Annotated in this window: 7 protein-coding genes; all 7 read left to right on the forward strand. The window is 75.3% G+C overall.

Annotation, left to right across the window (positions count from 1 at the left end; all coding sequences use genetic code 11):
• The first annotated feature begins 28 nt into the window (after positions 1-28).
• Positions 29-11,275 (forward strand): type I polyketide synthase, encoded by an 11,247-nt coding sequence (locus AC07A6_RS04660; RefSeq protein ID WP_478776064.1) that lies wholly within the window; start codon positions 29-31, stop codon positions 11,273-11,275.
• Positions 11,276-11,351: 76 nt separating this feature from the next.
• A complete protein-coding gene (locus tag AC07A6_RS04665; RefSeq protein WP_478776112.1) occupies positions 11,352-18,155 on the forward strand; it encodes a type I polyketide synthase in 6,804 nt (2,267 codons plus the stop codon).
• 201 nt (positions 18,156-18,356) lie between these two features.
• Positions 18,357-18,743: a nuclear transport factor 2 family protein gene (locus tag AC07A6_RS04670; protein ID WP_042804885.1), complete on the forward strand. Its 387-nt coding sequence runs from the start codon at positions 18,357-18,359 to the stop codon at positions 18,741-18,743.
• Positions 18,744-18,808: 65 nt separating this feature from the next.
• Positions 18,809-19,591: a thioesterase II family protein gene (locus AC07A6_RS04675; RefSeq protein WP_478776065.1), complete on the forward strand. Its 783-nt coding sequence runs from the start codon at positions 18,809-18,811 to the stop codon at positions 19,589-19,591.
• Between the two features lie 58 nt (positions 19,592-19,649).
• Positions 19,650-20,471 carry a class I SAM-dependent methyltransferase gene (locus AC07A6_RS04680; RefSeq protein WP_362461423.1) on the forward strand — a complete coding sequence of 274 codons (822 nt, stop codon included), beginning with the start codon at positions 19,650-19,652 and terminating at the stop codon, positions 20,469-20,471.
• Between the two features lie 227 nt (positions 20,472-20,698).
• Positions 20,699-21,682 carry an ABC transporter ATP-binding protein gene (locus tag AC07A6_RS04685; RefSeq protein WP_478776066.1) on the forward strand — a complete coding sequence of 328 codons (984 nt, stop codon included), beginning with the start codon at positions 20,699-20,701 and terminating at the stop codon, positions 21,680-21,682.
• Positions 21,679-23,307 (forward strand): ABC transporter permease, encoded by a 1,629-nt coding sequence (locus tag AC07A6_RS04690; protein ID WP_362461429.1) that lies wholly within the window; start codon positions 21,679-21,681, stop codon positions 23,305-23,307. The genes AC07A6_RS04685 and AC07A6_RS04690 overlap by 4 nt, the downstream gene beginning before the upstream one ends.
• Positions 23,308-23,325: the final 18 nt, after the last annotated feature.

Genomic DNA, 23,325 nt, shown 5'->3' on the forward strand with positions numbered 1-23,325 from the left:
GCTTCCCGTTCCCGGTAGGTGAGTGACGTTGAGCACGACCAATGAAGACAAGCTCCGCGAATATCTGAAGCGGGCCACCGCCGACCTGCGCAACGCGCGCCGGCGCGTCAAGGAGCTCGAAGAGCCCGAGCCCGTGGCCGTCGTCCGCATGGCCTGCCGCTTCCCCGGCCAGGTCACCACCCCCGAACAGCTGTGGGACCTCGTCGCCGACGGCCGCGACGGCATCGGCGGCTTCCCCGAGGACCGCGGCTGGGACCTCGACGCCCTCTACGACCCCGACCCCGAGCGGATCGGCACCTCGTACACCAAGCAGGGCGGCTTCCTCCAGGACGTCCCCGGCTTCGACGCACAGCTGTTCGGCATCTCGCCGCGCGAGGCCCTCGCCATGGACCCGCAGCAGCGGCTGCTGCTGGAGGCCTCCTGGGAGGTCCTGGAGCGCGCCGGATACGACCCGACCTCCCTCAAGGGCAGCCGCACCGGCGTGTTCGTCGGCGCCTCCTCCTCCAGCTACGCCACCGACCTCGACTCCGTCCCCGACGACGTCGAGGGCTACCTCGGCACGGGCAGCGCCGCCGCCGTCGTCTCCGGGCGCCTCGCCTACACCTTCGGCCTGGAGGGCCCGGCCGTCACCGTCGACACCGCCTGCTCCTCCTCCCTCGTCGCCCTGCACCTGGCCGTGCAGGCCCTGCGCCAGGACGAGTGCTCCCTCGCCCTGGCCGCCGGCGTCACCGTCATGTCCACCCCCGGCCTGTTCGTCGAGTTCAGCCGCCAGCGCGGCCTCGCCTCCGACGGCCGCTGCAAGGCCTTCGCCGACTCCGCCGACGGCACCGGCTTCGCCGAGGGCATCGGCGTCCTGCTGCTGGAGCGGCTCTCCGACGCCCGCCGCAACGGCCACGAGGTCCTCGCCGTCATCCGCGGCTCGGCCGTCAACCAGGACGGCGCGTCCAACGGCCTGACCGCCCCCAACGGCCCCTCCCAGGTCCGCGTCATCAAGCAGGCCCTCGCCAACGCCCGCGTCACCGCCGCCGACGTCGACGCCGTCGAGGCGCACGGCACCGGCACCACCCTCGGCGACCCCATCGAGGCGCAGGCCCTGCTGACCGCCTACGGCAAGAACCGCCCCGAGGACCGGCCGCTGTGGCTCGGCTCCGTCAAGTCCAACATCGGCCACACCCAGGCCGCCGCCGGCATGGCCGGCGTGATGAAGATGGTCATGGCCATGCGCCACGGCCTGCTGCCCCGCACCCTCCACGTCGACGAGCCCACCAGCCAGGTCGACTGGTCGTCCGGCACCGTACGGCTGCTGCGCGACCCCGTCGAGTGGACCCCCCGCGACGGCGGCCCGCGCCGCGCGGGCGTCTCCGCCTTCGGAGTCGGCGGCACCAACGCCCACGTCATCCTCGAACAGGACACCGCCCCCGACGGCCCCGAAGCCGCCCACGCCGCTCCCGCCGCCACCCCGGCGGTCCTGTCCACCCCGCTGGTCCCGTGGGCCCTCTCCGGCCACACCCCGGGCGCCCTGCGCGCCCAGGCCGGCCGGCTGCGCACCTTCGCCGCCCGCGAGGACGCGCCGGGCCCCGCCGACGTCGCCCACTCCCTGGCCACCACCCGCGCCGCCCTGGAGCAGCGCGCCGTGGTCGTCGCCGCCGGCGACAACGGGTTCCAGGAGGGCCTCGCCGCCCTCGCCGACGCCGCACCCGGCGCCGCCACCGTCGTCCAGGGCACCACCCTGCCCGGCTCCGGTACCGTCCTCGTCTTCCCCGGTCAGGGCTCCCAGTGGGCCGGCATGGCCGTGGAACTGTACGAGGCCTCCCCGGTGTTCGCCGCCCGCCTCGACGCGTGCGCCGAGGCCCTGGCCCCGCACACGGACTGGTCGCTGCTGGACGTGCTCCGCCAGCAGGACGGCGCGCCCGGCTTCGACCACGTCGATGTGGTCCAGCCGGCGCTGTGGGCGGTGATGGTGTCCCTCGCCGAGCTGTGGCGTGCGGCGGGTGTCGTCCCGGCAGCCGTGGTCGGCCACTCGCAGGGCGAGATCGCCGCGGCCGCCGTCGCGGGCGCCCTGTCGCTGGAGGACGCCGCGAAGGTTTCCGCGCTGCGCGCGAAGGCCATCGTGGCCCTGGCCGGCAAGGGCGGCATGGTGTCCGTCGCCGACACCGCCGAGGCCGTCGCCGAACGCATCTCCGCCTGGGGCGAGCGCCTCGCCCTCGCCTCCGTCAACGGCCCCCGCTCCACCGTCGTCTCCGGTGACCCGCAGGCGCTGGACGAGCTGATGGCGGCCTGCGAGACCGACGGGGTCCGCGCCCGCCGCATCAACGTCGACTACGCCTCCCACTCCGCGCAGGTCGAATCCATCCGCGACGAGGTCCTCGGCCTCCTCGCCGGGATCGAGCCGCGCACCGCCGAGATCCCGTTCTTCTCCACCGTCACCGCCGGCTTCGTCGACGGCACCGAGCTCGACGCCGAGTACTGGTACACCAACCTGCGCACCACCGTCCGCTTCGAGGAGGCCGTCCGCGCCCTCCTCGCCGAGGGCCACGGCATCTTCGTCGAGTCCAGCGCCCACCCCGTGCTGACCATCGGCGTCCAGGAGACCATCGACACCACGGCCGCCGCCGCCGTCACCCTCGGCTCCCTGCGCCGCGACGAGGGCGGCCCGCGCCGCCTCCTCACCTCCCTCGCCGAAGCCTGGGTCCACGGCGCCGCCGTCGACTGGGCGGCACTCGTCGCCCCGCACGGCCCCCACCCCGTGGAACTGCCCACCTACGCCTTCCAGCAGCAGCGCTACTGGCTGGAGGCGGCCGCCCCCGCCGAGCCGGCGGGCGGCACCCCGGCCGCCGACGAGACCGAGGCACGCTTCTGGGACGCCGTCGAACGCGAGGACCTCGAAGCCCTCGCCGGCACCCTCGACCTGGAGGAGCGCCGCTCCCTCGGCGAACTGCTGCCCGCCCTGTCCTCCTGGCGGCGCCGCCGCCGCGAACGCTCCACCGTCGACTCCTGGCGCTACCGCGTCACCTGGGACCGCCTCCCGGAGCCCGCCCCGGCGCCGCTGACCGGCACCTGGCTGGTCGTGCTGCCCGCCGACCCCGCCCACGAGTCCCTCGCCGCCGACTGCGCCGCCGCGCTCGCCCGGCACGGCGCCTCGACCGTGACCGTACGCGCCACCGGCACCGACCGGACCGCGCTCGCCGAACTGATCCGCACCGCCGTCTCCGCCTCCGAGATCACCGGGGTCCTCTCCCTCGCCGGCCTCGGCGCCGACGGCGCCCTGCACGGCCTCGTCCTGGCCCAGGCCCTCACCGACGCCGACGTGACCGGCGCCCGGCTCTGGACCGTCACCCGCGGCGCCGTCTCCACCGGCCGCTCCGACGACGCCCCCGACCCCGCCCAGGCACAGGTCTGGGGCCTCGGCCGGGTCGTCGCACTGGAACAGCCCCGCAGCTGGGGCGGCCTCGTCGACCTGCCGCCGGCCGCCGACGAACGCGCCCTGACCAGGCTCGTCCAGATCCTCGCCGGAGGAGCCGGAGACGAGGACCAGATCGCCGTCCGCGGCTCCGGCACCTTCGGCCGCCGCCTCGTCCGCGCCGCCCTCGAAGACCGCGAACCGGCCCGCGACTGGCGCCCGCACGGCACCGTCCTCGTCACCGGCGGCACCGGCGGAGTCGGCGCGCACGTCGCCCGCTGGCTCGCCGCCGCCGGCGCCGAACGCCTCGTCCTGGCCGGCCGCCGCGGCCCCGACGCCCCCGGCGCCGCCGAACTCCTCACGGAGCTCCGCGCCCTGGGCGCCGAGGCCGAAGCCGTCGCCTGCGACGTCGCCGACCGCGACGCGGTCGCCGCGCTGCTGGCCTCCGTACCCGCCGCCACCCCCCTCACCGCCGTCGTGCACGCCGCCGGCGTACCCCAGTCCACCGTCCTGGAGGACGTCACCCCCGAGGAGTTCGAGCGGGTCCTCGCCGGCAAGGCCGCCGGCGCCACCCACCTCGACGAACTCCTCGGCGACACCCCCCTGGACGCCTTCGTCCTGTTCTCCTCCAACTCCGGCGTGTGGGGCGCCGCCGGACACACCGCCTACGCCGCGGCCAACGCCCACCTCGACGCCCTCGCCGAACACCGCCGGGCCCGCGGCCTCACCGCCACCTCCGTCGCCTGGGGCGCCTGGGGCGGCGGCGGCATCATGGAGACCGCCGGCGCCCAGGAGTACATGAGCCGCCGCGGCGTCCTGGAGATGGACCCGGTGACCGCCCTGTCCGCGCTGCTCCAGGCCGTCGAACACGACGAGGCGTTCGTCGCCGTCGCCGACGTCGACTGGACCCGCTTCGCGCCCGGCTTCACCGCCACCCGCCCCAGCCCGCTGCTCACCGGCATCCCCGAGGCCCGCGAGGCCACCCGGGCCGCCGGCGCCGATGAGGACACCGACGGACGCGAAGGCCCCGCGGGCGAGTTCGCCCGCCGCCTGCGGCAGGCCCCCGAGGGCGAGCGGGACACCCTCCTGCTCGACCTGGTCCGCCGCGAGGCTGCCGCCGTCCTCGGCCACCCGTCCCTCGACGCGATCGAACCCGGACGCGCCTTCAAGGCGACCGGCTTCGACTCGCTGACCTCCGTCGACCTGCGCAACCGGCTCACCGCCGCCACCGGCCTCACCCTGCCCGCCACGATGGTCTTCGACCACCCCACCCCGCAGGCCGTCGCCGACCTGCTGCGCACCGGACTCCTCGGCGCCGAGGACACCGCCGGCGCGGCCGGCACCGCCACCACCCGGGCCGTCGCCTCCGACGAGCCCATCGCCATCGTCTCCATGAGCTGCCGCTACCCCGGCGGGATCACCTCGCCCGAGGACATGTGGCAGCTCGTCGCCGAAGGCCGCGACGCCATCGGCGGCTTCCCCGCCGACCGCGGCTGGAACCTCGACGGCTTCTACGACCCCGACCGCGCCAAGGCCGGTACGAGCTACGTCCGCGAGGGCGGCTTCGTCGACACCGCCACCCACTTCGACCCCGGCTTCTTCGGTATCTCGCCCCGCGAGGCCCTCACCATGGACCCGCAGCAGCGCCTCCTCCTGGAGACCGCCTGGGAGGTCTTCGAACGGGCCGGCCTCGACCCGGACAGCCTCAAGGGCAGCAGCACCGGCGTGTTCATCGGAGCCGGATACCCCGGCTACGGACACGGCGTGCAGATGCCCGAAGGCTCCGACGGCCAGATGCTGTTCGGCGCCTCCGCCGCCGTCGCCTCCGGCCGCCTCGCCTACACCTTCGGCCTGGAGGGCCCGGCCGTCACCGTCGACACCATGTGCTCCTCCTCCCTGACCGCCCTGCACCTCGCCGTGCAGGCCCTGCGGACCGGGGACTGCCGCATGGCGCTCGCCGGCGGCGCGATGGTCATGTGCTCGCCCGGCGTCTTCATCGGCTTCAGCCAGCAGGGCGGACTCTCCCCGTCCGGCCGCTGCAAGTCCTTCTCCGAGGACGCCGACGGCACCGGCTGGTCCGAGGGCGTCGGCGTGATCATGCTGGAGCGCCTCTCCGACGCACAGGCCAACGGCCACCAGGTCCTCGCCGTCATCCGCGGTACGGCCGCCAACCAGGACGGCGCCAGCAACGGCCTCTCCGCCCCCAGCGGCCCGGCCCAGCAGCGCGTCATCCGCGCGGCCCTCGCCGACGCCGGACTCGGCCCCGCCGACATCGACGCCGTCGAGGCGCACGGCACCGGCACCACCCTCGGCGACCCCATCGAGGCCGGTGCCCTCCTCGCCACCTACGGGCAGGACCGCACCGCCGACCAGCCCCTGTGGCTGGGCTCCCTGAAGTCCAACCTGGGCCACTCCCAGGCCGCCTCCGGCGTCGCCGGCGTCATCAAGACCGTCATGGCGCTGCGCCACGGCGTGCTGCCCAAGACCCTCCACGTCGGCGAGCCGTCCCGCGAGATCGACTGGTCCTCGGGCGCCGTGGAACTGCTGACCGAGGCCCGGCCGTGGCCCGAGACGGGCCGCCCGCGCCGCGCCGGCGTGTCCTCCTTCGGCGGCAGCGGCACCAACGTCCACGTCGTGCTGGAGCAGGCGCCGCCCGCCGAGGAGCCCGCCCGCGTACCCGCCGTCCCGGCCTTCCCGGCCGCCGCACTGCCCTGGATCGTCTCCGGACGCGGTACGGCCGCCCTGCACGCCCAGGCCGGCCGGCTGCGGGAGTTCGCCGCGGCCGAGGACACCGGGGCACCGCGCCCCGTGGACGTCGCCTGGTCGCTGGCCACCACCCGGGCCGCCCTGGAACGCCGTGCCGCGGTCCAGGCCGACGACCGCACCGGACTCCTCGCCGGGCTCACCGCCCTGGCCGAGGGCACGCCCGCCGTCGGCGTCACCGAGGGCGCCGTCGTCAAGGGCACCGGCCGCCCGGTGTTCGTCTTCCCCGGGCAGGGTTCGCAGTGGGCGGGCATGGCGGTGGAGCTGTACGACTCCTCGCCGGCCTTCGCCGCCCGCCTCGACGACTGCGAGCGCGCCCTGGCCCCGCACACCGACTGGTCGCTGCTGGACGTGCTCCGGCAGAAGGACGGAGCCCCCGGCTTCGACCGCGTCGACGTCGTGCAGCCCGCCCTGTGGGCCGTGATGGTCTCCCTCGCCGAGCTGTGGCGCGCCGTCGGCGTCGTCCCCGCGGCCGTGGTCGGCCACTCGCAGGGTGAGATCGCCGCGGCCGCGGTGTCCGGCGCGCTGTCGCTGGAGGACGCGGCGAAGGTGTCGGCGCTGCGCGCCAAGGCGCTGCTCGCGCTGGCCGGCAAGGGCGGCATGGTGTCGGTCCCGGCTGCGGCCGACGCGGTGGCGGAACGCATCTCCGCCTGGGGCGAGCGCCTCGCCCTCGCCTCGGTCAACGGCCCGCAGTCGACGGTCGTCTCCGGTGATCCGGAGGCTCTGGACGAGCTGATGGCGGCCTGCGAGGCCGACGGCGTCCGGGCCCGCCGGATCAACGTGGACTACGCCTCGCACGGCCCCCAGGTCGAGTCGATCCGCGACGAGGTCATCGGCCTCCTCGCGGGCATCGAACCCCGCACCGCCGAGGTCCCGTTCTTCTCCACCGTCACCGGGGAGTGGGCCGACGGCTCGGAGCTGGACGCCGAGTACTGGTACACCAACCTCCGCCAGACCGTCCGCTTCCAGGACGCCGTCGCCGGCCTCCTGGAGCGCGGCCACAAGGTCTTCGTGGAGTCCAGCGCCCACCCGGTGCTGACCATCGGCGTCCAGGAGACCATCGAGGCCGCCGGCACCTCCGCCGTCACCCAGGGCACCCTGCGCCGTGACGAAGGCGGCGCCCAGCGGTTCCTGGCCTCCCTGGCCGAGGCCTGGACCCACGGCGCCCCCGTCGACTGGGAGGCCGTCTACGCCGGCCAGGACGCCGCGCGCGTCGACCTGCCCACGTACGCCTTCCAGAACGAGCCCTTCTGGCCCGATCCGCTGCCGCCCTACTCCGGTGACGCCACCGGCTTCGGGCTCTCGGACGCCGGGCACCCGCTGCTCGGCGCGGCCGTCGGCCTCGCGGGCGGCGAAGGCCTGCTGTTCACCGGCCGGATCGCCCCCGACACCCAGTCCTGGCTCGCCGACCACGCGGTGTCCGGCACGCCGATCCTCCCCGGCACCGCCTTCGTCGAACTGGCCGTCCGCGCCGGCGACGAAGCCGGCTTCACCCTGCTCGACGAGCTCACCCTCGAAGCACCGCTGGTCCTCCCGGCCCGCGGCGGCGTCCACCTCCAGGTGCTGGTCGGCCCCGACGGCGCCGCCGGCACCCGCCCGGTCACCATCCACTCCCGCGCCGAGGACGCACCCGCCGACCTGCCCTGGACCCGCCACGCCAGCGGTGTCCTCGCCCGGGACGTCCGCGCCCCCGGCCACGACCTGACCGCCTGGCCGCCCGCCGGCGCCGAACCCGTCGACCTCGACGGCTTCTACGCCGCCGCGGCCGAGACCGGCTACCAGTTCGGCCCCGCCTTCCAGGGCCTGCGCGCCGCCTGGCGCCAGGAGTCCACCGGGGACGTCTTCGCCGAGGTCGCCCTGCCCGACAGCCACCAGGGCGAAGCGGCCCGCTACCTCCTGCACCCCGCCCTGCTCGACGCCGCGCTGCACGCCATGCGGCTCGGCGAGTTCATCGAGCTGACCGGCCAGGCCCGGCTGCCCTTCGCCTGGAGCGGCGTCTCCCTCCACGCGGCCGGCGCCGGCACCCTGCGGGTCCGCGTCAGCGCGGCGGGCACCGACACCATCGCGGTGGACGTCGCCGACGCGGCCGGCGCACCGGTCGCCACCGTCGACGCGCTCGTCCTGCGCCCCGTCGACACGGCCACCCTGCGCCAGGGCGGCGACGGCGCCACCGACGGGCTGTTCCGCCTCGACTGGACGGAACTGCCCGCCGGGGCCGACGCCTCCGCCGCCGGGAACTGGGCCGTCCTCGGCTCCGACACGGCCGGCATCGCCGCCGCCCTGGAGGGCGCGGGCGCCGCCGTCGACCGGTACGAGGACCTCGCGGCCCTCGCCGCCGCCGACGGCACGGCCCTGCCGCAGACCGTGGTCCTGCCGTACGGGGACCCGGCCGCCGGCCCCGCCCCGGACGGCGCCCTCGACCGGGTCCACGCCGACGCGGCCGCCCTGCTCGCCACCGTGCAGGAATGGGTGGCCGGGGAACGCTTCGCCGGATCCCGGCTGGTCGTCCTCACCCACGGCGCCGTCGCCACCCGCACCGGCGAGGACGCCGCCGGCCTCGCGCACTCACCCGCCTGGGGGCTGATCCGCTCCGCCCAGGCCGAGAACCCGGGCCGGCTCCTGATCGCCGACCTCGACACCACCGCGGAGTCGGCCGCCGCCCTGCGGGGCGCGGTCGCCGCGGCCCTCGTCCACGACGAGCCGCAGACCGCGCTGCGCGCCGGCACCGCCCTCGCGCCGCGCCTGGTCCGGGCCGGCTCGGGCACGGCCCTGCCGGTACCGGACGCCGCCGCCTGGGCCCTGGACACCACCGCCGCCGGAACCCTCGACCACCTGGCCCTGCTGCCCCGCCCGGAGGCCGCCGGACCGCTGCCCGAGGGGGCGGTGCGCATCGCCGTGCACGCCGCCGGGCTCAACTTCCGCGACGTCCTGGTCTCCCTCGGGATGTACCCGGGCGGCGGGTTCATGGGCTGCGAGGCGGCCGGCGTGGTCGTCGAGACCGGCCCGGGCGTCACCCGCCTCGCCCCCGGCGACCGGGTGATGGGCATGGTGCCGTACGCCTTCGGCCCCCTCGCGGTGGCCGACGCCGAGATGGTGGCCCGCATCCCCGAGGGCTGGTCCTTCGAGAAGGCCGCCTCGGTGCCCGCCGCGTTCCTCACCGCCTACTACGCGCTGGTGGACCTGGCGGGACTGAAGGCGGGGGAGCGGGTGCTCGTGCACGCCGCCGCCGGCGGCGTCGGCTCGGCGGCGGTGCAGATCGCCCGCCACCTCGGCGCCGAGGTGTACGGCACGGCCAGCGAGGGCAAGTGGGACGCGCTGCGCGCGGCCGGACTCGACGACGACCGCATCGCCTCCTCCCGCGACGCCTCCTTCGAGGAGCGCTTCGCCGCCGCCACCGGCGGCGAGGGCATGGACGTCGTCCTGGACTGCCTGGCCGGTGACCTCGTCGACGCCTCGCTGCGGCTCCTGCCGCGCGGCGGCCGCTTCGTCGAGCTCGGCGCCACCGACGTCCGCGACGCCGGACAGGTCGCCCAGGACCACCCGGGCGTCCACTACCGCCGCTTCGACCTGGCCGAGGCCGGGCCGCAGCGCACCGCCGCCATGCTCACCGAACTGGCCGGCCTGTTCGAGACGGACGGGCTGCGGCCGCTGCCCACCCGCACCTGGGACATCCGGCGGGCGCCCGAGGCGTTTCGCTTCATGAGCCAGGCCAAGCACACCGGCAAGATCGTGCTCACCGTCCCGCAGGGCTGGGACCCGGCCGGCACCGTCCTCGTCACCGGCGGCACCGGCACCCTCGGCGCCCTGCTCGCCAAGCACCTCGTCACGCACCACGGCGTCCGGCACCTGCTGCTCGCCGGCCGGCGCGGCCCGGACGCCCCCGGCGCGGCCGAACTCGTCGCCGAGATCGCCGCGTCGGGCGGCACGGCCGAGGTCGTGGCCTGCGACGCCGCCGACCGGGACGCGCTGGCCGCGCTCCTCGCCGCGATCCCGGCCGACCGGCCGCTGACCGGCGTGGTCCACGCGGCCGGCGTCGTCGACGACGGCGTCTTCGCCTCGCTCACCCCGGCACGCATGGAGCGCGCCATGCGGCCCAAGACGGACGCCGCGTGGAACCTCCACGAGCTCACCCGCGACCTGGACCTGAGCCGGTTCGTGCTCTACTCCTCGGCCGCGGGCGTGACCGGCAACTCCGGCCAGGCCAACTACGCCGCCGCCAACACCTACCTGGACGCCCTCGCCCACCACCGCCGGGCCCAGGGCCTGCCCGCCACCTCCCTCGCCTGGGGCATGTGGCGCCAGACCAGCGAGCTCACGGCCGGCCTCGACGACACCGACCTGGCCCGGTTCAGCCGCGGCGGCGTCACCCCGCTCACCGCGGAGCAGGGCCTCGCCCTGTTCGACGCCGCCGTGGACCAGGACGAGGCGCTGAGCGTCCCCGTCCGGCTCGACCCGGCCGCGCTGCGCGACTCCGCCGGCGGGGCCGAACTGCCCGCGCTGTACCGCTCCCTCGTCCGCACCCCGGTACGCCGGGCCGCGGGAGGTGCCGCCACCGCGGAACCGGACGGCTCCGCGCTCCTGCGCAAGCTCGCCGGGCTCACCGCCGAGCGCCGCCGGGGCGTGCTGCTGGACCTCGTACGGACCAACGTGGCGGCCGTCCTCGGCCACTCCGGCACCGGATCCATCGAGGCCGACCGGGCCTTCAAGGAGCTCGGCTTCGACTCGCTGACCGCCGTCGAACTGCGCAACCGGCTCGGCGCGGCCACCGGACTGCGGCTGCCCGCGACCATCGTCTTCGACCACCCCACCCCGGTCGAACTCGCGGACCACCTCCGGGACGAACTCGCCCCGGAGACCGCGGCGGCGGACCCCGCGGCCGGCCCGACGGGCACCGGCGCACCGGTCGACGAGGCACACCTGCGGCGGGCCCTCGCCACCCTCCCGCTGGCCCGGCTGAGCGAAGCGGGCGTCCTCGACACGCTGCTGCGGCTGGCGGGCAGCCCGGCGGCCGAACCGCCCACGTCCGACCACACCGGGGCACGGGAGGACTCGATCGCCACGATGGACCTCGACGATCTCGTGTCCCTGGCCCTGGACGGCGACCACCACTGATACGCGAAGACGAGATCCGGAGATCACACCCATGAGCACCCCCTCGGAAAAGGTCGTCGAAGCGCTGCGGGCGTCGCTGACGGAGACGGAACGGCTGCGCCGGCAGAACCAGCACCTGGTGGACGCCGCGCACGAACCCATCGCCGTCGTCGCCATGAGCTGCCGCTTCCCCGGCGGCATCGAATCCCCCGAAGACCTCTGGGAGTTCGTCGCCAAGGAGGGGGACGCCGTCTCCGGCTTCCCCGACAACCGCGGCTGGGACCTCGGCGACACGGGAACGGTGCGCGAAGCCGCGTTCGTCCCCGACGTCGACGAGTTCGACGCCGCGTTCTTCGGGATCTCGCCGCGCGAGGCCCTCGCCATGGACCCGCAGCAGCGGCTCCTGCTGGAGGCCTCCTGGGAGGCGCTGGAGCGGGCCGGCATCGACCCGGTCCGGCTCAAGGGCACCCAGACCGGCGTCTACATCGGCGCCTCCCAGCCCTCGTACGCCCAGAGCCTCGGAGACGAGGCCGAGGGCGCCGAGGGACACCTCGTCACCGGCTCCGTGGCCAGTGTGATCTCCGGCCGGCTCTCCTACACGTACGGCTTCGAGGGCCCCGCGGTCACCATCGACACCGCGTGCTCCTCCTCCCTGGTCGCCGTGCACCTCGCGGCCCAGGCGCTGCGCCAGGGCGAGTGCTCGCTCGCCCTGGCCGGCGGGGTCACCGTGATGGCGTCCCCCGGCCTGTTCGTGGGCTTCAGCGCCCAGGGCGTCATGGCCTTCAGCGGCCGCTGCAAGGCCTTCGCGGCCGGCGCCGACGGGACCTCCTTCTCCGAGGGCGTCGGCCTGGTCCTGCTGGAGAAGCTCTCCGACGCCCGCCGCAACGGCCACGAGGTCCTCGCCGTCATCCGCGGCTCCGCCATCAACCAGGACGGCGCCAGCAACGGCCTCACCGCCCCCAGCGGCAAGGCCCAGCAGCGCGTCATCCGGGCCGCGCTCGCCAACGCCCGCCTCACCCCCGACCAGGTCGACGCGGTCGAGGCCCACGGCACGGGCACCACCCTCGGAGACCCCATCGAGGCCAACGCCCTGCTCGCCACCTACGGGCGCGGCCGCCCCGACGGGCAGCCGCTGTGGCTCGGCTCCATCAAGTCCAACATCGGGCACACCCAGGCCGCGGCCGGCGTCGGCGGCATCATCAAGACCGTCATGTCGCTGCGCCACGGCGTGCTCCCCAAGACCCTGCACGTGGACGCGCCCTCCCCGCACATCGACTGGGCCGCCGGTGACGTCGAACTCCTGCTGGAGTCCCGGAACTGGCCCGAGACCGGCCACCCGCGCCGGGCCGCCGTGTCCTCCTTCGGACTCAGCGGCACCAACGCGCACGCCATCCTCGAAGCCGCCCCCGAACCCGCCGCCGCCCCCGAGGGGCAGGAGGACCCGGCCGCCGCCCCGGCGGTCGGCACCGGCGGACCGCTCCCGTGGCCGCTGTCCGGCAAGGGGGCGGCGGCGCTGACCGCGCAGACCGCCCGCCTGCGGCAGTTCGTCCGCTCCGATGCGACGCTGCGGCCCGAGGACGTGGCGCTCTCCCTGGCCGCGACCCGGTCGGCGTTCGACCACCGGGCCGTGGCGTTCGGCTCCACCCGCGAGGAACTGCTCGCCGCCCTCGACGCGCCCGCCGCGGCGGGCGTCGCGGACGCGGGCGGCAAGACGGTCTTCGTCTTCCCCGGTCAGGGCTCCCAGTGGGCCGGGATGGGCGTCGAACTGCTGGACTCCTCACCGGTGTTCGCGGCCCGGTTCGCCGAGGTCGCGGCAGCCGTCGGGGCGCACGTCGACTGGTCGGTGGAGGAGGTGCTGCGCGGTGGCGGGGAAGCTCTGACCCGGATCGAGGTGCTCCAGCCCGTCCTGTTCACCGTCATGGTCTCCCTCGCCGAGCTGTGGCGCGCGGCGGGCGTCGAGCCCGACGCGGTCGTCGGCCACTCCCAGGGCGAGATCGCCGCCGCCGTCGTCTCGGGCGCGCTGTCGCTGGAGGACGGCGCGAAGGTGGCCGTGCTCCGCTCGCAGCTCTTCGCCGACGAGCTCGTCGGCAACGGCGCCGTCGCCTCCGTCGCCCTGTCCCGCGCCGAGGCCGAAACGCGCATCGCCCCGTACGGCGACGCCCTGTCCATCGCCGGGATCAACGGTCCGGGCTCGGTGACGGTGGCCGGCGAGGTCGCTCCGCTGGAGGAGCTGGTCGCCGCCCTGGAGGCCGACGGGGTCCGGGCGAAGATCGTGCCGTCCACGGTGGCCTCCCACTGCGCCCAGGTGGAGCCGCTCAAGGAGCGGATCCTGGACCTGCTGGGCTTCGTGGAGCCCCGGACCGGTTCGGTGCCGCTGTACTCCACCGTCAGCGGGGAGGTGCTGGAAGGTCCCGAGCTGACGGCCGCCTACTGGTACGAGAACTGCCGGCAGCCGGTGTCGTTCGAGCCGGTCGTCCGTACCCTCCTCGCGGACGGTTTCCGGGCCTTCGTGGAGTCGAGCGCGCACCCGGTCCTCACGTACGGGCTGGTGGAGACCGCCGAGGACGCAGGCGCCGACATCCTGGCGACGGGCACCCTGCGCCGCGGCGAGGGCGGCCTGGCCCGCTTCACCACCTCCCTCGCGACCGCCTGGACCCGCGGCGTCGACGTCGACTGGACCGCCGTCCTCACCGGCCGGGACGCCACCACCGTCGCCCTGCCCACGTACGCCTTCCAGCGCCAGAGCTACTGGCTCAAGCCCGCCCCCGTCCGCCCCGAGGCGCCCGCCGCCGGCCCCGCCACCGCCGACGAGACCGAGGCCCGGTTCTGGGCGGCCGTCGAGGCCGAGGACCTGGAAGCCCTGGCCGGCACCCTCGCCCTCGAAGAGCGCCGCGCCCTCGGCGAGCTGCTGCCCGCCCTCGCCACCTGGCGGCGCGGACAGCAGGCCCGCTCCACCCTCGACTCCTGGCGCTACAAGGCCGCCTGGACCCCGCTGACCGCGGCCCCCGCACCCACCGCCCCGGCCGGCACCTGGCTGATCGTCACCTCGCCCGCCGCCCAGGGCGTGGCCGGCACGGTCGCCGCCGGCCTCGCGGCCCACGGCGTCGAGACCGTCGTCCTGGAGACCGACCCCGCCACCGCCGACCGCGCCGCCCTCACGGAGCGGCTCGGCGAGGCCACCGCCGCCCTGCCCGGCCTCGGCGGCGTCCTCTCCCTCCTCGGCCTCGACGAGGCGGCCGGCGCCACCGGCACCCACGTCCTCGTCCAGGCCCTGGCCGACGCCGGGATCACCGCCCGGCACTGGGCCGCCACCCGGGGAGCCGTCGCCGCCGGCCGAGCCGACGCCCCCGCCGTACCGGCACAGGCCCGCGTCTGGGGCCTCGGCCGGGTCATCGCCCTCGAACAGCCCGCCGCCTGGGGCGGCCTCGTCGACCTGCCCGCCACCCTGGACCAGCGCGCGCTCGACCGGCTCGCCAAGGTCCTGGCCGGCGGCTACGGCGACGAGGACCAGGTCGCCGTCCGCACCAGCGGCGTCCTCGGCCGCCGCCTGGTCCGCGCCCCGCTCGGCGACCGCGAGCCGGTCCGCCGCTGGGAGCCGTCCGGGACCGTCCTGGTCACCGGCGGCACCGGAGGCGTCGGCGCACAAGTGGCCCGCCGTCTCGCCGCCACCGGCGCCGCCCACCTCGTCCTGACCAGCCGGCGCGGCGCAGACGCCCCCGGAGCGGCCGAACTCGCCGCCGAGATCCGGGCCCTGGGCGCCGACGTGACGCTCGCCGCCTGCGACGTCTGCGACCGCGACCAGCTGGCGGCGGTCCTCGACGCGATCCCCGCCGACCGGCCCCTGACCGCCGTCGTCCACGCCGTCGGCGTACCCCAGTACACCCTCGGCACCGAGACCACGGCCGCCGAGTTCGAACAGCTGTCGGCCGCCAAGGTGGCCGGGGCCGACCACCTCGACGCCCTCCTCGACGGCACCGTCCTCGACGCCTTCGTCCTCTTCTCCTCCAACTCCGGCGTGTGGGGCGCCGCCCGGCACACCGCCTACGCCTCCGCCAACGCCTACCTCGACGCGCTCGCCGAACGGCGCCGGGCCCGCGGCCTCACCGCCACCTCCGTCGCCTGGGGCGCCTGGGGCGGCGGCGGCATGATGGAACTGGACGGGGCACAGGAGTACATGCGCCGCCGCGGCGTCCTCGAAATGGACCCGCAGGCCGCCCTGGACGCCATGGTCCAGGCCGTCGAACACGACGAGGCGTTCGTCGCCGTCGCCGACGTCGACTGGACCCGCTTCGCGCCCGGCTTCACCTCCGAGCGCCCCAGCGCCCTGCTCACCGACCTCGTGCCGCAGGCCGCGCCCGCCGCGCCCCAGCCCGTGGACGAGTCCTCCTCCGCCCTGGTCCGCGACCTGCGCGCGGCCGGCCCCGCCGAGCGCACCACCCTGCTGACCGACCTCGTACGGGCCCAGGCGGCCGCCGTGCTCGGCCACGCCTCGGGCGAGGCCGTCGAGGCCGGCCGGGCCTTCAAGGAACTCGGCTTCGACTCGCTCACCGTCGTCGAACTGCGCAACCGGCTCACCGCCGCGACCGGGCTGACCCTGCCCGCGACCCTGGTCTACGACCACCCGAACCCGGCCGCCCTCGCCCGGTTCCTCGGCGCCGAACTCCTGGGCACCGCGGAGCAGGAGACGGCCGCACCCGCCGCCGGCCGCGACGCCGCCGAGGACGACGACCCGGTCGTCATCGTCGGCATGAGCTGCCGCCTCCCCGGCGGCATCGAGACCCCCGAACAGCTGTGGCAGGCCGTCTCCGAAGGCGAGGACCTCGTCGGGGACCTGCCGCGCGACCGCGGCTGGCGGATCGCCGACCTCCCCGCGGACGGTGCGGACGGCGCCGGCGGCGAGGAGGGCTTCCAGGCCGTCAAGACCCTCGGCCAGGCCGGACTGCTGCGCGGCATCGGCGAGTTCGACGCCGCCTTCTTCGGCATCTCCGAGGCCGAGGCCCTCGTCATGGACCCCCAGCAGCGGATCCTCCTCGAAACCGCCTGGGAGGCGTTCGAGCGTGCCGGGGTCGACCCCCGCGGCCTCACCGACGAGCAGATCGGCCTCTACATCGGCGTCGGCTACCAGGGCTTCCTGCCCACGGAGCGGATCCCCGAGGAGAGCGAACCGCACTTCGGCAGCGGCATCGCACCGGCCATCGCCTCCGGCCGGGTCGCCTACGCCCTCGACATCCACGGCCCGACCCTCACCGTCGACACCGGCTGCTCCTCGTCCGGCGTCGCCCTGCACCTGGCCGTGCAGTCGGTCCGGCGCGGCGAGTGCGCGATGTCCCTCGCGGGCGGCGTCACCGTCCTGTCCGCCCCCGTCGCCTGGCACCACATGGGCGGCGCCGCCGCCGACGGCCGCTGCAAGCCGTTCTCCGAGGACGCCGACGGCACGGGCTGGGGCGAGGGCGCCGGCATGGTCCTCGTCGAACGCCTCTCCCGGGCGCGGCGCCTGGGCCACCCGGTCCTGGCCGTCGTACGCGGCTCCGCCGTCAACCACCACGGCGCCGGCAACGGCCTGACCGCCCCCAGCGGCATCTCCCAGCAGCGCCTCATCCGGCAGGCCCTGGCCGACGCCGGCCTGAGCGCCCCGGACGTCGACGCGGTCGAGGGCCACGGCACCGGCACCCCGCTCGGCGACGCCATCGAGGCGGAGGCCCTGCTGGCGACGTACGGCCAGGACCGCCCGGCCGAGCGGCCGCTGCTGCTGTCGACCGTCAAGTCCAACATCGGCCACCCGCAGTCCGCCTCCGGCGTCACCGGCGTCATCAAGACGGTGCTGTCCCTCGGCCACGGGCTGCTCCCGCGGATGCTGAACGTCAAGGAGCCCACGAGCCGCGTGGACTGGTCGGCGGGTGCCGTCCGCCTGGTCACCGAGCCCACCCCGTGGCCGGAGACCGGCCGCCCGCGCCGCGCCGGCGTCTCCTCGCTCGGCGCCAGCGGCACCCAGGCCCACCTGATCCTCGAGGCGCCGCCCGCCCCGGAGCCGGCCCCCGCCGCCCCGGCCCGCACCGCCCCGGACACGATCGCGGTCCCGCTCTCCGCCCGCACCCCGCAGGCGCTGCGGGCGCAGGCGGCGCGCATCGGCGCCGCGCTCGCCGAGGACCCCGCCCTCGACCCCGCCGACGTCGGCTTCACCCTGGCCACCGGCCGGGCCGCCTTCGAACACCGCGCGGTGCTCCTCGCCGCCGGGCGCGAGGAGCTCCTCGCGGGCCTGGCCGCCGTCGAGCGGGGCGAGGAACACCCCGGGGCCGTCACGGACGGCACCGCGCGGATCACGTTCACCGGGGCCGTACGCGGCCTCGCGGACACCCTGTACGCGACCCGGCCCGTCTTCGCCGACGCCTGGGACGCCGTACGCGCCCATCTCGACGTCCGGCTGGCGGCGCCCTTCCCGGCGGCGGCCGAGGCCTTCGCCGAGGAAGTGGCCCTGTTCCGGCTGTACGAGAGCTGGGGCCTGGCCCCGCAGGCGCTGCTGGTGTCCGGCCCCGGCCGGCTCGCCGCCGCGCACGCGGCGGGCGCGCTCACCCTGGAGCAGGCCGCCGAGGCGCTGGCCGTCCTCGCCGACGGGGGAGCGCCCCGGGTGACGGCCGCCGCACGGCCGGAAATCGCCCTCCTGGACGCCGACTCCGGCGAACCGCTCGGCGAGGACTGGACCGAGGGCCTCGCCGAGGCCCTGACCGCCGCCCCCGCCCCCGCCCCGGACCCGGCGGCCGGTGGGCCGCTGGCCCTCGCCGCGGCCTTCCACAGCGCCGGCGAGCCGGTCGACTGGGCCGCGGTCTTCGAGGGCAGCGGCGCCCGCGGCGTGGACCTGCCGACCTACCCCTTCCAGCGCGAACGGTTCTGGATCTTCGGCTGAGCCGCCCGGCCACCCGCACACCCCCGATACCCGTCCACCCCCGGTCCTGACGCCGGGGGTGGACGCGTTCCGGGACCCGCCCGCCCGGTGTCTTAAGCGCGGCTTTAAGCCACCCGCCTACGGTCACGCCCGCGTACGTACACCGATGCACGACGCCACACCATCACGACGCACACCCGTCACGACCGTGGAGGACACCCCATGCTGGACGAGCAGAAGCGCAAGGAGATCGTCGCGGAGTACTTCCGCAAGGTGAACGAGGGCGACATCGACGCCATCCTCACCCACTTCACCGAGGACGCCCGGATCGAGGACCCGGTCGGCCGTGAGCCCCGCGTCGGCCGCGCCGCCCAGCGCGAGTACTTCCACAGCAACATCGCCGCCGAGGTCACCGTCGCCCCCGGCCACGCCTCCGTCGGCCAGGACGGCAAGCAGGTCGCCGTCCCGGTCGCCGCGACGATGACCAACATCCTCGACCCGAACCGCACCCGCACCAACATCAACGCGGTCGACGTCTTCACCATCAACGCCGACGGCCTGATCGAGGACATGCGCGTCTTCTGGGGCATGAGCGACATCGGCGTCTGAGCCACCCCACCGCGCCGCCGAGCCCCGGCGCACCCGACAGGCGATCACCAAGGAGAGGTACGGAGATGAGCACCCCCGACGAGCACGGCGACCTGTGGATCCGGCGTTTCCACCCCGCGCCGGAGGCGCACCACCGGCTGGTGCTGCTGCCGCACGCCGGCGGCAGCGCGTCCTTCTTCTTCAACTTCTCCAAGGAACTGGCCGGGCACGCCGAGGTACTGGCCGTCCAGTACCCCGGCCGCCAGGACCGCCGGGCCGAACCGCCCCTGGACAACGTGGCCGCGCTGGTGGAGGAGATCCACCGGGCGCTGCTGCCCTGGACCGACAAGCCGCTGGTGCTGTTCGGGCACAGCATGGGCGCGGTCCTCTCCTTCGAGCTCGCGCGCAGGTTCGAGCGCGAGGGCGTCCCGCTGGCCGGCCTGATCGCGTCCGGCCGGCGCTCCCCGACCGTCCGGCGCGAGGAGAACGTCCACACCCGCGGCGACGACGCGCTGATCGCCGAGATCCGGGCCCTCAGCGGCACCGACGCGGGCCTGCTGGCCGACGAGGAGCTGCTGCGCATGGTCCTCCCGGCGATCCGCAGCGACTACAAGGCCATCGAGACCTACCGCTACCTCCCCGACGGCCCCGGCCCGGCCCTGAAGTGCCCGGTCAGCGTCCTCACGGGCGAGTCGGACCCGCGCGTGAGCGTCCCCGAGGCGATGGAGTGGCGGGAGCTGACCGGCGGGGAGTTCAGCCTGCGCACCTTCCCCGGCGGGCACTTCTACCTGACCCCGCAGCAGGCCGGTGTGACCCGGGCGGTCATCGAGGACCTCGCGGCCTTCACCGCGGTGCCGGCGGGGCGCTGACGCCCGCCCGCAGGCGCGGCGTACCCGACCGACCGAACGAACCGAGATGGGTGTCCCCATGCAGACCAAGGTGCAGTTCAGCGCGGCGACGAGAAACCTCCTCGTCGCCCTCTACTCACGGGCCCATGACGCCAAGTCGGGGCGCCCGATCCTGAACGACCGCCTCGCGGTCCAGGCGGTCGAGTCCATCGAGGACTACGACGAGCTGAAGACACAGCTCAAGATGCGCGACGACGACGCCATCTCCCTCGCCATCCGCGGCAAGGAGGTGGACCGCTGGGTGCAGGACTTCCTGGACCGCAACCCGCGCTCCGTCGTGCTCCACCTCGGCGCCGGCCTCGACGGCCGCGTCTTCCGCATCGACCCCTCCGACGACGTCGAGTGGTACGACCTGGACCTGCCGGAGGTCGCGCAGCTCTACCGCGACCTGTTCCCGGAGCGGGACCACCACCACGTCATCGGAGCCTCGGCCCTCGACCCGCACTGGCTGGAGGACGTCCCCGCCGACCGGCCGGTGCTCGTCGTCGCCGAGGGCGTCCTCGTGTACTTCACCGAGGAGCAGGTCCGCGACCTCGTCACCCGGATCACCGGCCGGTTCCCCCGGGGCGAGCTGCTGTTCGACGCCTACACGCCGTTCTCGGTGAAGGCGATGAACAAGCACTGGACGGTCAAGGCGACCGGCCAGCGGTTCATCTGGGGCCTGGAGGACCCGAAGACGCTGGAGGAGTGGGACCCGCGGATCGAGCACCGGATGGAGTGGACCTTCACCGACTCGCCGTACGTGTCGCACATGCCGTGGACCTCGCGGATGATGTGCAAGGTCATGAACGTGATACCGGTGCTGCGGAAGTACAACCGCGTGATGCGCTACACCTTCTGACGACCCGTTGGCAAGGGGCCCGGGAGCCGTTCGGCTCCCGGGCCCTTCCGCGTTCCCGCCCGCCGCGGTGCCCGGGGCAACCCCTATCCGGAACCCGTACGCACCCCTGAATCAGGCCATGAATACGCCCCCTCATTGCTCCGGAAAGGCGATCGGCGGAATGCTGATCCGGGCCGAACCTGGCCGCGGTGCCGTCGTCTTGGGGGGTCGTACGGACGGCGACTCCAATGGAAAACGACATCGAAAGGTGGTGTGCGGTGGCACCGAGCGAGAACGCAATCGCCGCGACAGGACTGACCAAGAACTTCGGGAAGTTCCGGGCACTCGACGGACTCGACCTGACCGTCCGCGAAGGCGAGGTGCACGGCTTCCTCGGCCCCAACGGGGCCGGCAAGTCCACCACCATCCGGGCCCTGCTCGGCCTGCTGAGGCTGGACGGCGGACAGGCCACCCTGCTCGGGAAGGACCCCTGGGCCGACGCGGTGGAGATCCACCGCAAGCTCGCCTACGTCCCCGGCGACGTGAGCCTGTGGCGCAACCTCTCCGGCGGGGAGGCCATCGACACCCTCGGCGCCCTGCGCGGCGGCATCGACCAGGCCCGCCGGACCGAGCTGATCGAACGCTTCCAGCTCGACCCGACCAAGAAGTGCCGCACCTACTCCAAGGGCAACCGGCAGAAGGTCGCCCTCGTGGCCGCCTTCGCCTCCGACGCCGAACTCCTCATCCTCGACGAGCCCACCAGCGGTCTCGACCCGCTGATGGAGGCCGTCTTCCAGGACAGCGTCAAGGAGGTCAAGCGGCAGGGCCGCACCGTCCTGCTCTCCAGCCACATCCTCGGCGAGGTCGAGGCCCTGTGCGACCGCGTCAGCATCATCCGCAAGGGCCGCACCGTCGAGACGGGCACCCTCAGCGAGCTGCGCCACCTCACCCGCACCTCCCTCTCCGTCGAGTCGGAGCGCGCCGTCACCGGCGTCGAGGCGCTCGCGGGCGTCCACAACGTGCGGGCCGAGGGCAACCACGTCCGCCTCGACGTGGACAACGGCAACCTCGACACCGTCCTGACGCACGTCGCCTCCTTCGGCGTGCGCGCCCTCACCAGCACCCCGCCCACCCTGGAAGAGCTCTTCCTGCGCCACTACGGCGACCACGTGGAGGAGATCGGCGAGCAGAAGACCGGGCGGCGCGCCAAGGCGGGAGCGGGCGCGCGATGAGCGAGTACGCCAACACCCAGCCACTGCTCAAGCTGGCGCTGCGCAGGGACCGCATCCAGCTGTCCGTATGGCTCTACGGCACCGCGGCGCTCGCCTACAGCGCGGCCTCCAGCGTCGGCAAGACCTACGCCGACGAGGCCGCCCGGACCGACGCGGTCAAGCTCCTCACCGACAACCCGGCCCTGCTGCTCACCCGCGGCGCGCCCGTCGGCACCAGCGAGGGCGCCCTCGCCATGGTGCAGGTCCTGACGTTCCTGTGCGTCCTGGCCGGCCTGATGAGCACCTTCGCCGTCGTGCGGCACACCCGCCAGAACGAGGAGAGCGGCCGCGCCGAACTCGTCGGGGCGGCCCCCGTCGGCCGGCAGGCGGGCCTCGCCGCGGCCCTGCTGCTGGCCCTCCAGGCCAACGTGGGCCTGTTCATCTTCCTCGGCATCGTGCTGCCGCTGGCCGGGCTGTCCATCGGCAGCTCGCTCGTGGCCGCCGCGGCCGTCGCCGCGACCGGACTCGCCTTCGCGGGCGTGGCCGCCGTCACAGCCCAGCTGTCCGGCACCTCACGGGGCGCCAACTCGCTGGCGGGCGCGGTCATCGCCGTCGCCTTCCTGATCCGCGGCATCGCCGACGCCGGCGGAGAGGTCCAGTCCTCCGGCACCGTCGTGGAGAGCAGCTGGCTGTCCTGGCTGTCGCCCATCGGCTGGGCCCAGCGGACCAGCCCGTTCGGCGAGGACGCCTGGTGGGTCCTCGTGGTCCCGCTGCTGTTCGCGGCCGCCGCGGCGACCGTCGCGCTGCGGCTGTCCGCCCGCCGCGACCTCGGCGCCGGCGTGTTCGAGGACCGTCCGGGGCCCGCCTCCGCCGCACCCGGCCTGCTCGGCCCGTACGGGCTGGCCAGGCGCCTGCACCGCGGCTCGCTGATCGGCTGGGCCGTGGGGATCGCCGTGCTCGGCGCGGTGATCGGCGGCATGGGCAAGTCGGCCGGGGACGCGCTGAAGGACAACGCCGACCTCACCGAGACCCTCGGCAAGATCGGCGGCGGGGGCGGCGCCCCCGTGGACACCTTCTTCGCCTCGATGATGGTCATGGTCGGCGCGATCACGGCGGGCTTCGTCGTGCAGGCGCTGCTGCGGCTGCGGGCCGAGGAGACCTCCGGACGGCTGGAGGCCCTGCTGGCCACCGCCGTCGGGCGGGGCCGCTGGGTGGCCGGCCACGTGGCCGTCGCCGTCGCGGGCTCACTGATCCTGCTGCTCGTCGCCGGACTGGCCGCCGGTCTCACCTACGGGGCCGCCGCGGGCGACGTCGGCGCGGGCGTGGCCGACCTGACCGGTGCGGCGCTGGTCCAGGCCCCCGCGGTCCTGGTCCTCGCCGGCGTCGTCGTCCTGGTGTTCGGCCTCGCGCCGGCGGCCTCCTCCGCAGCCGCGTGGGGGGCGCTCGCCCTCTGCCTGGTCGTCGGCCAGCTCGGCGCCCTGCTGAAGCTGCCCCAGGCGGTGCGGGACCTGTCGCCGTTCAGCCACCTGCCGGCCCTGCCCGCGGTGGACGCCGAGGCGCTGCCGCTGGTGCTGCTGACCGCCGTGGCGGTGCTGCTCCTGTGGGCGGGCACCGCCCTGTTCGGTCGGCGCGACCTGGCGGCCTGACCCGGGGCCGCGACCCGG

The sequence above is a fragment of the Streptomyces sp. NPDC044002 genome (assembly GCF_056434525.1).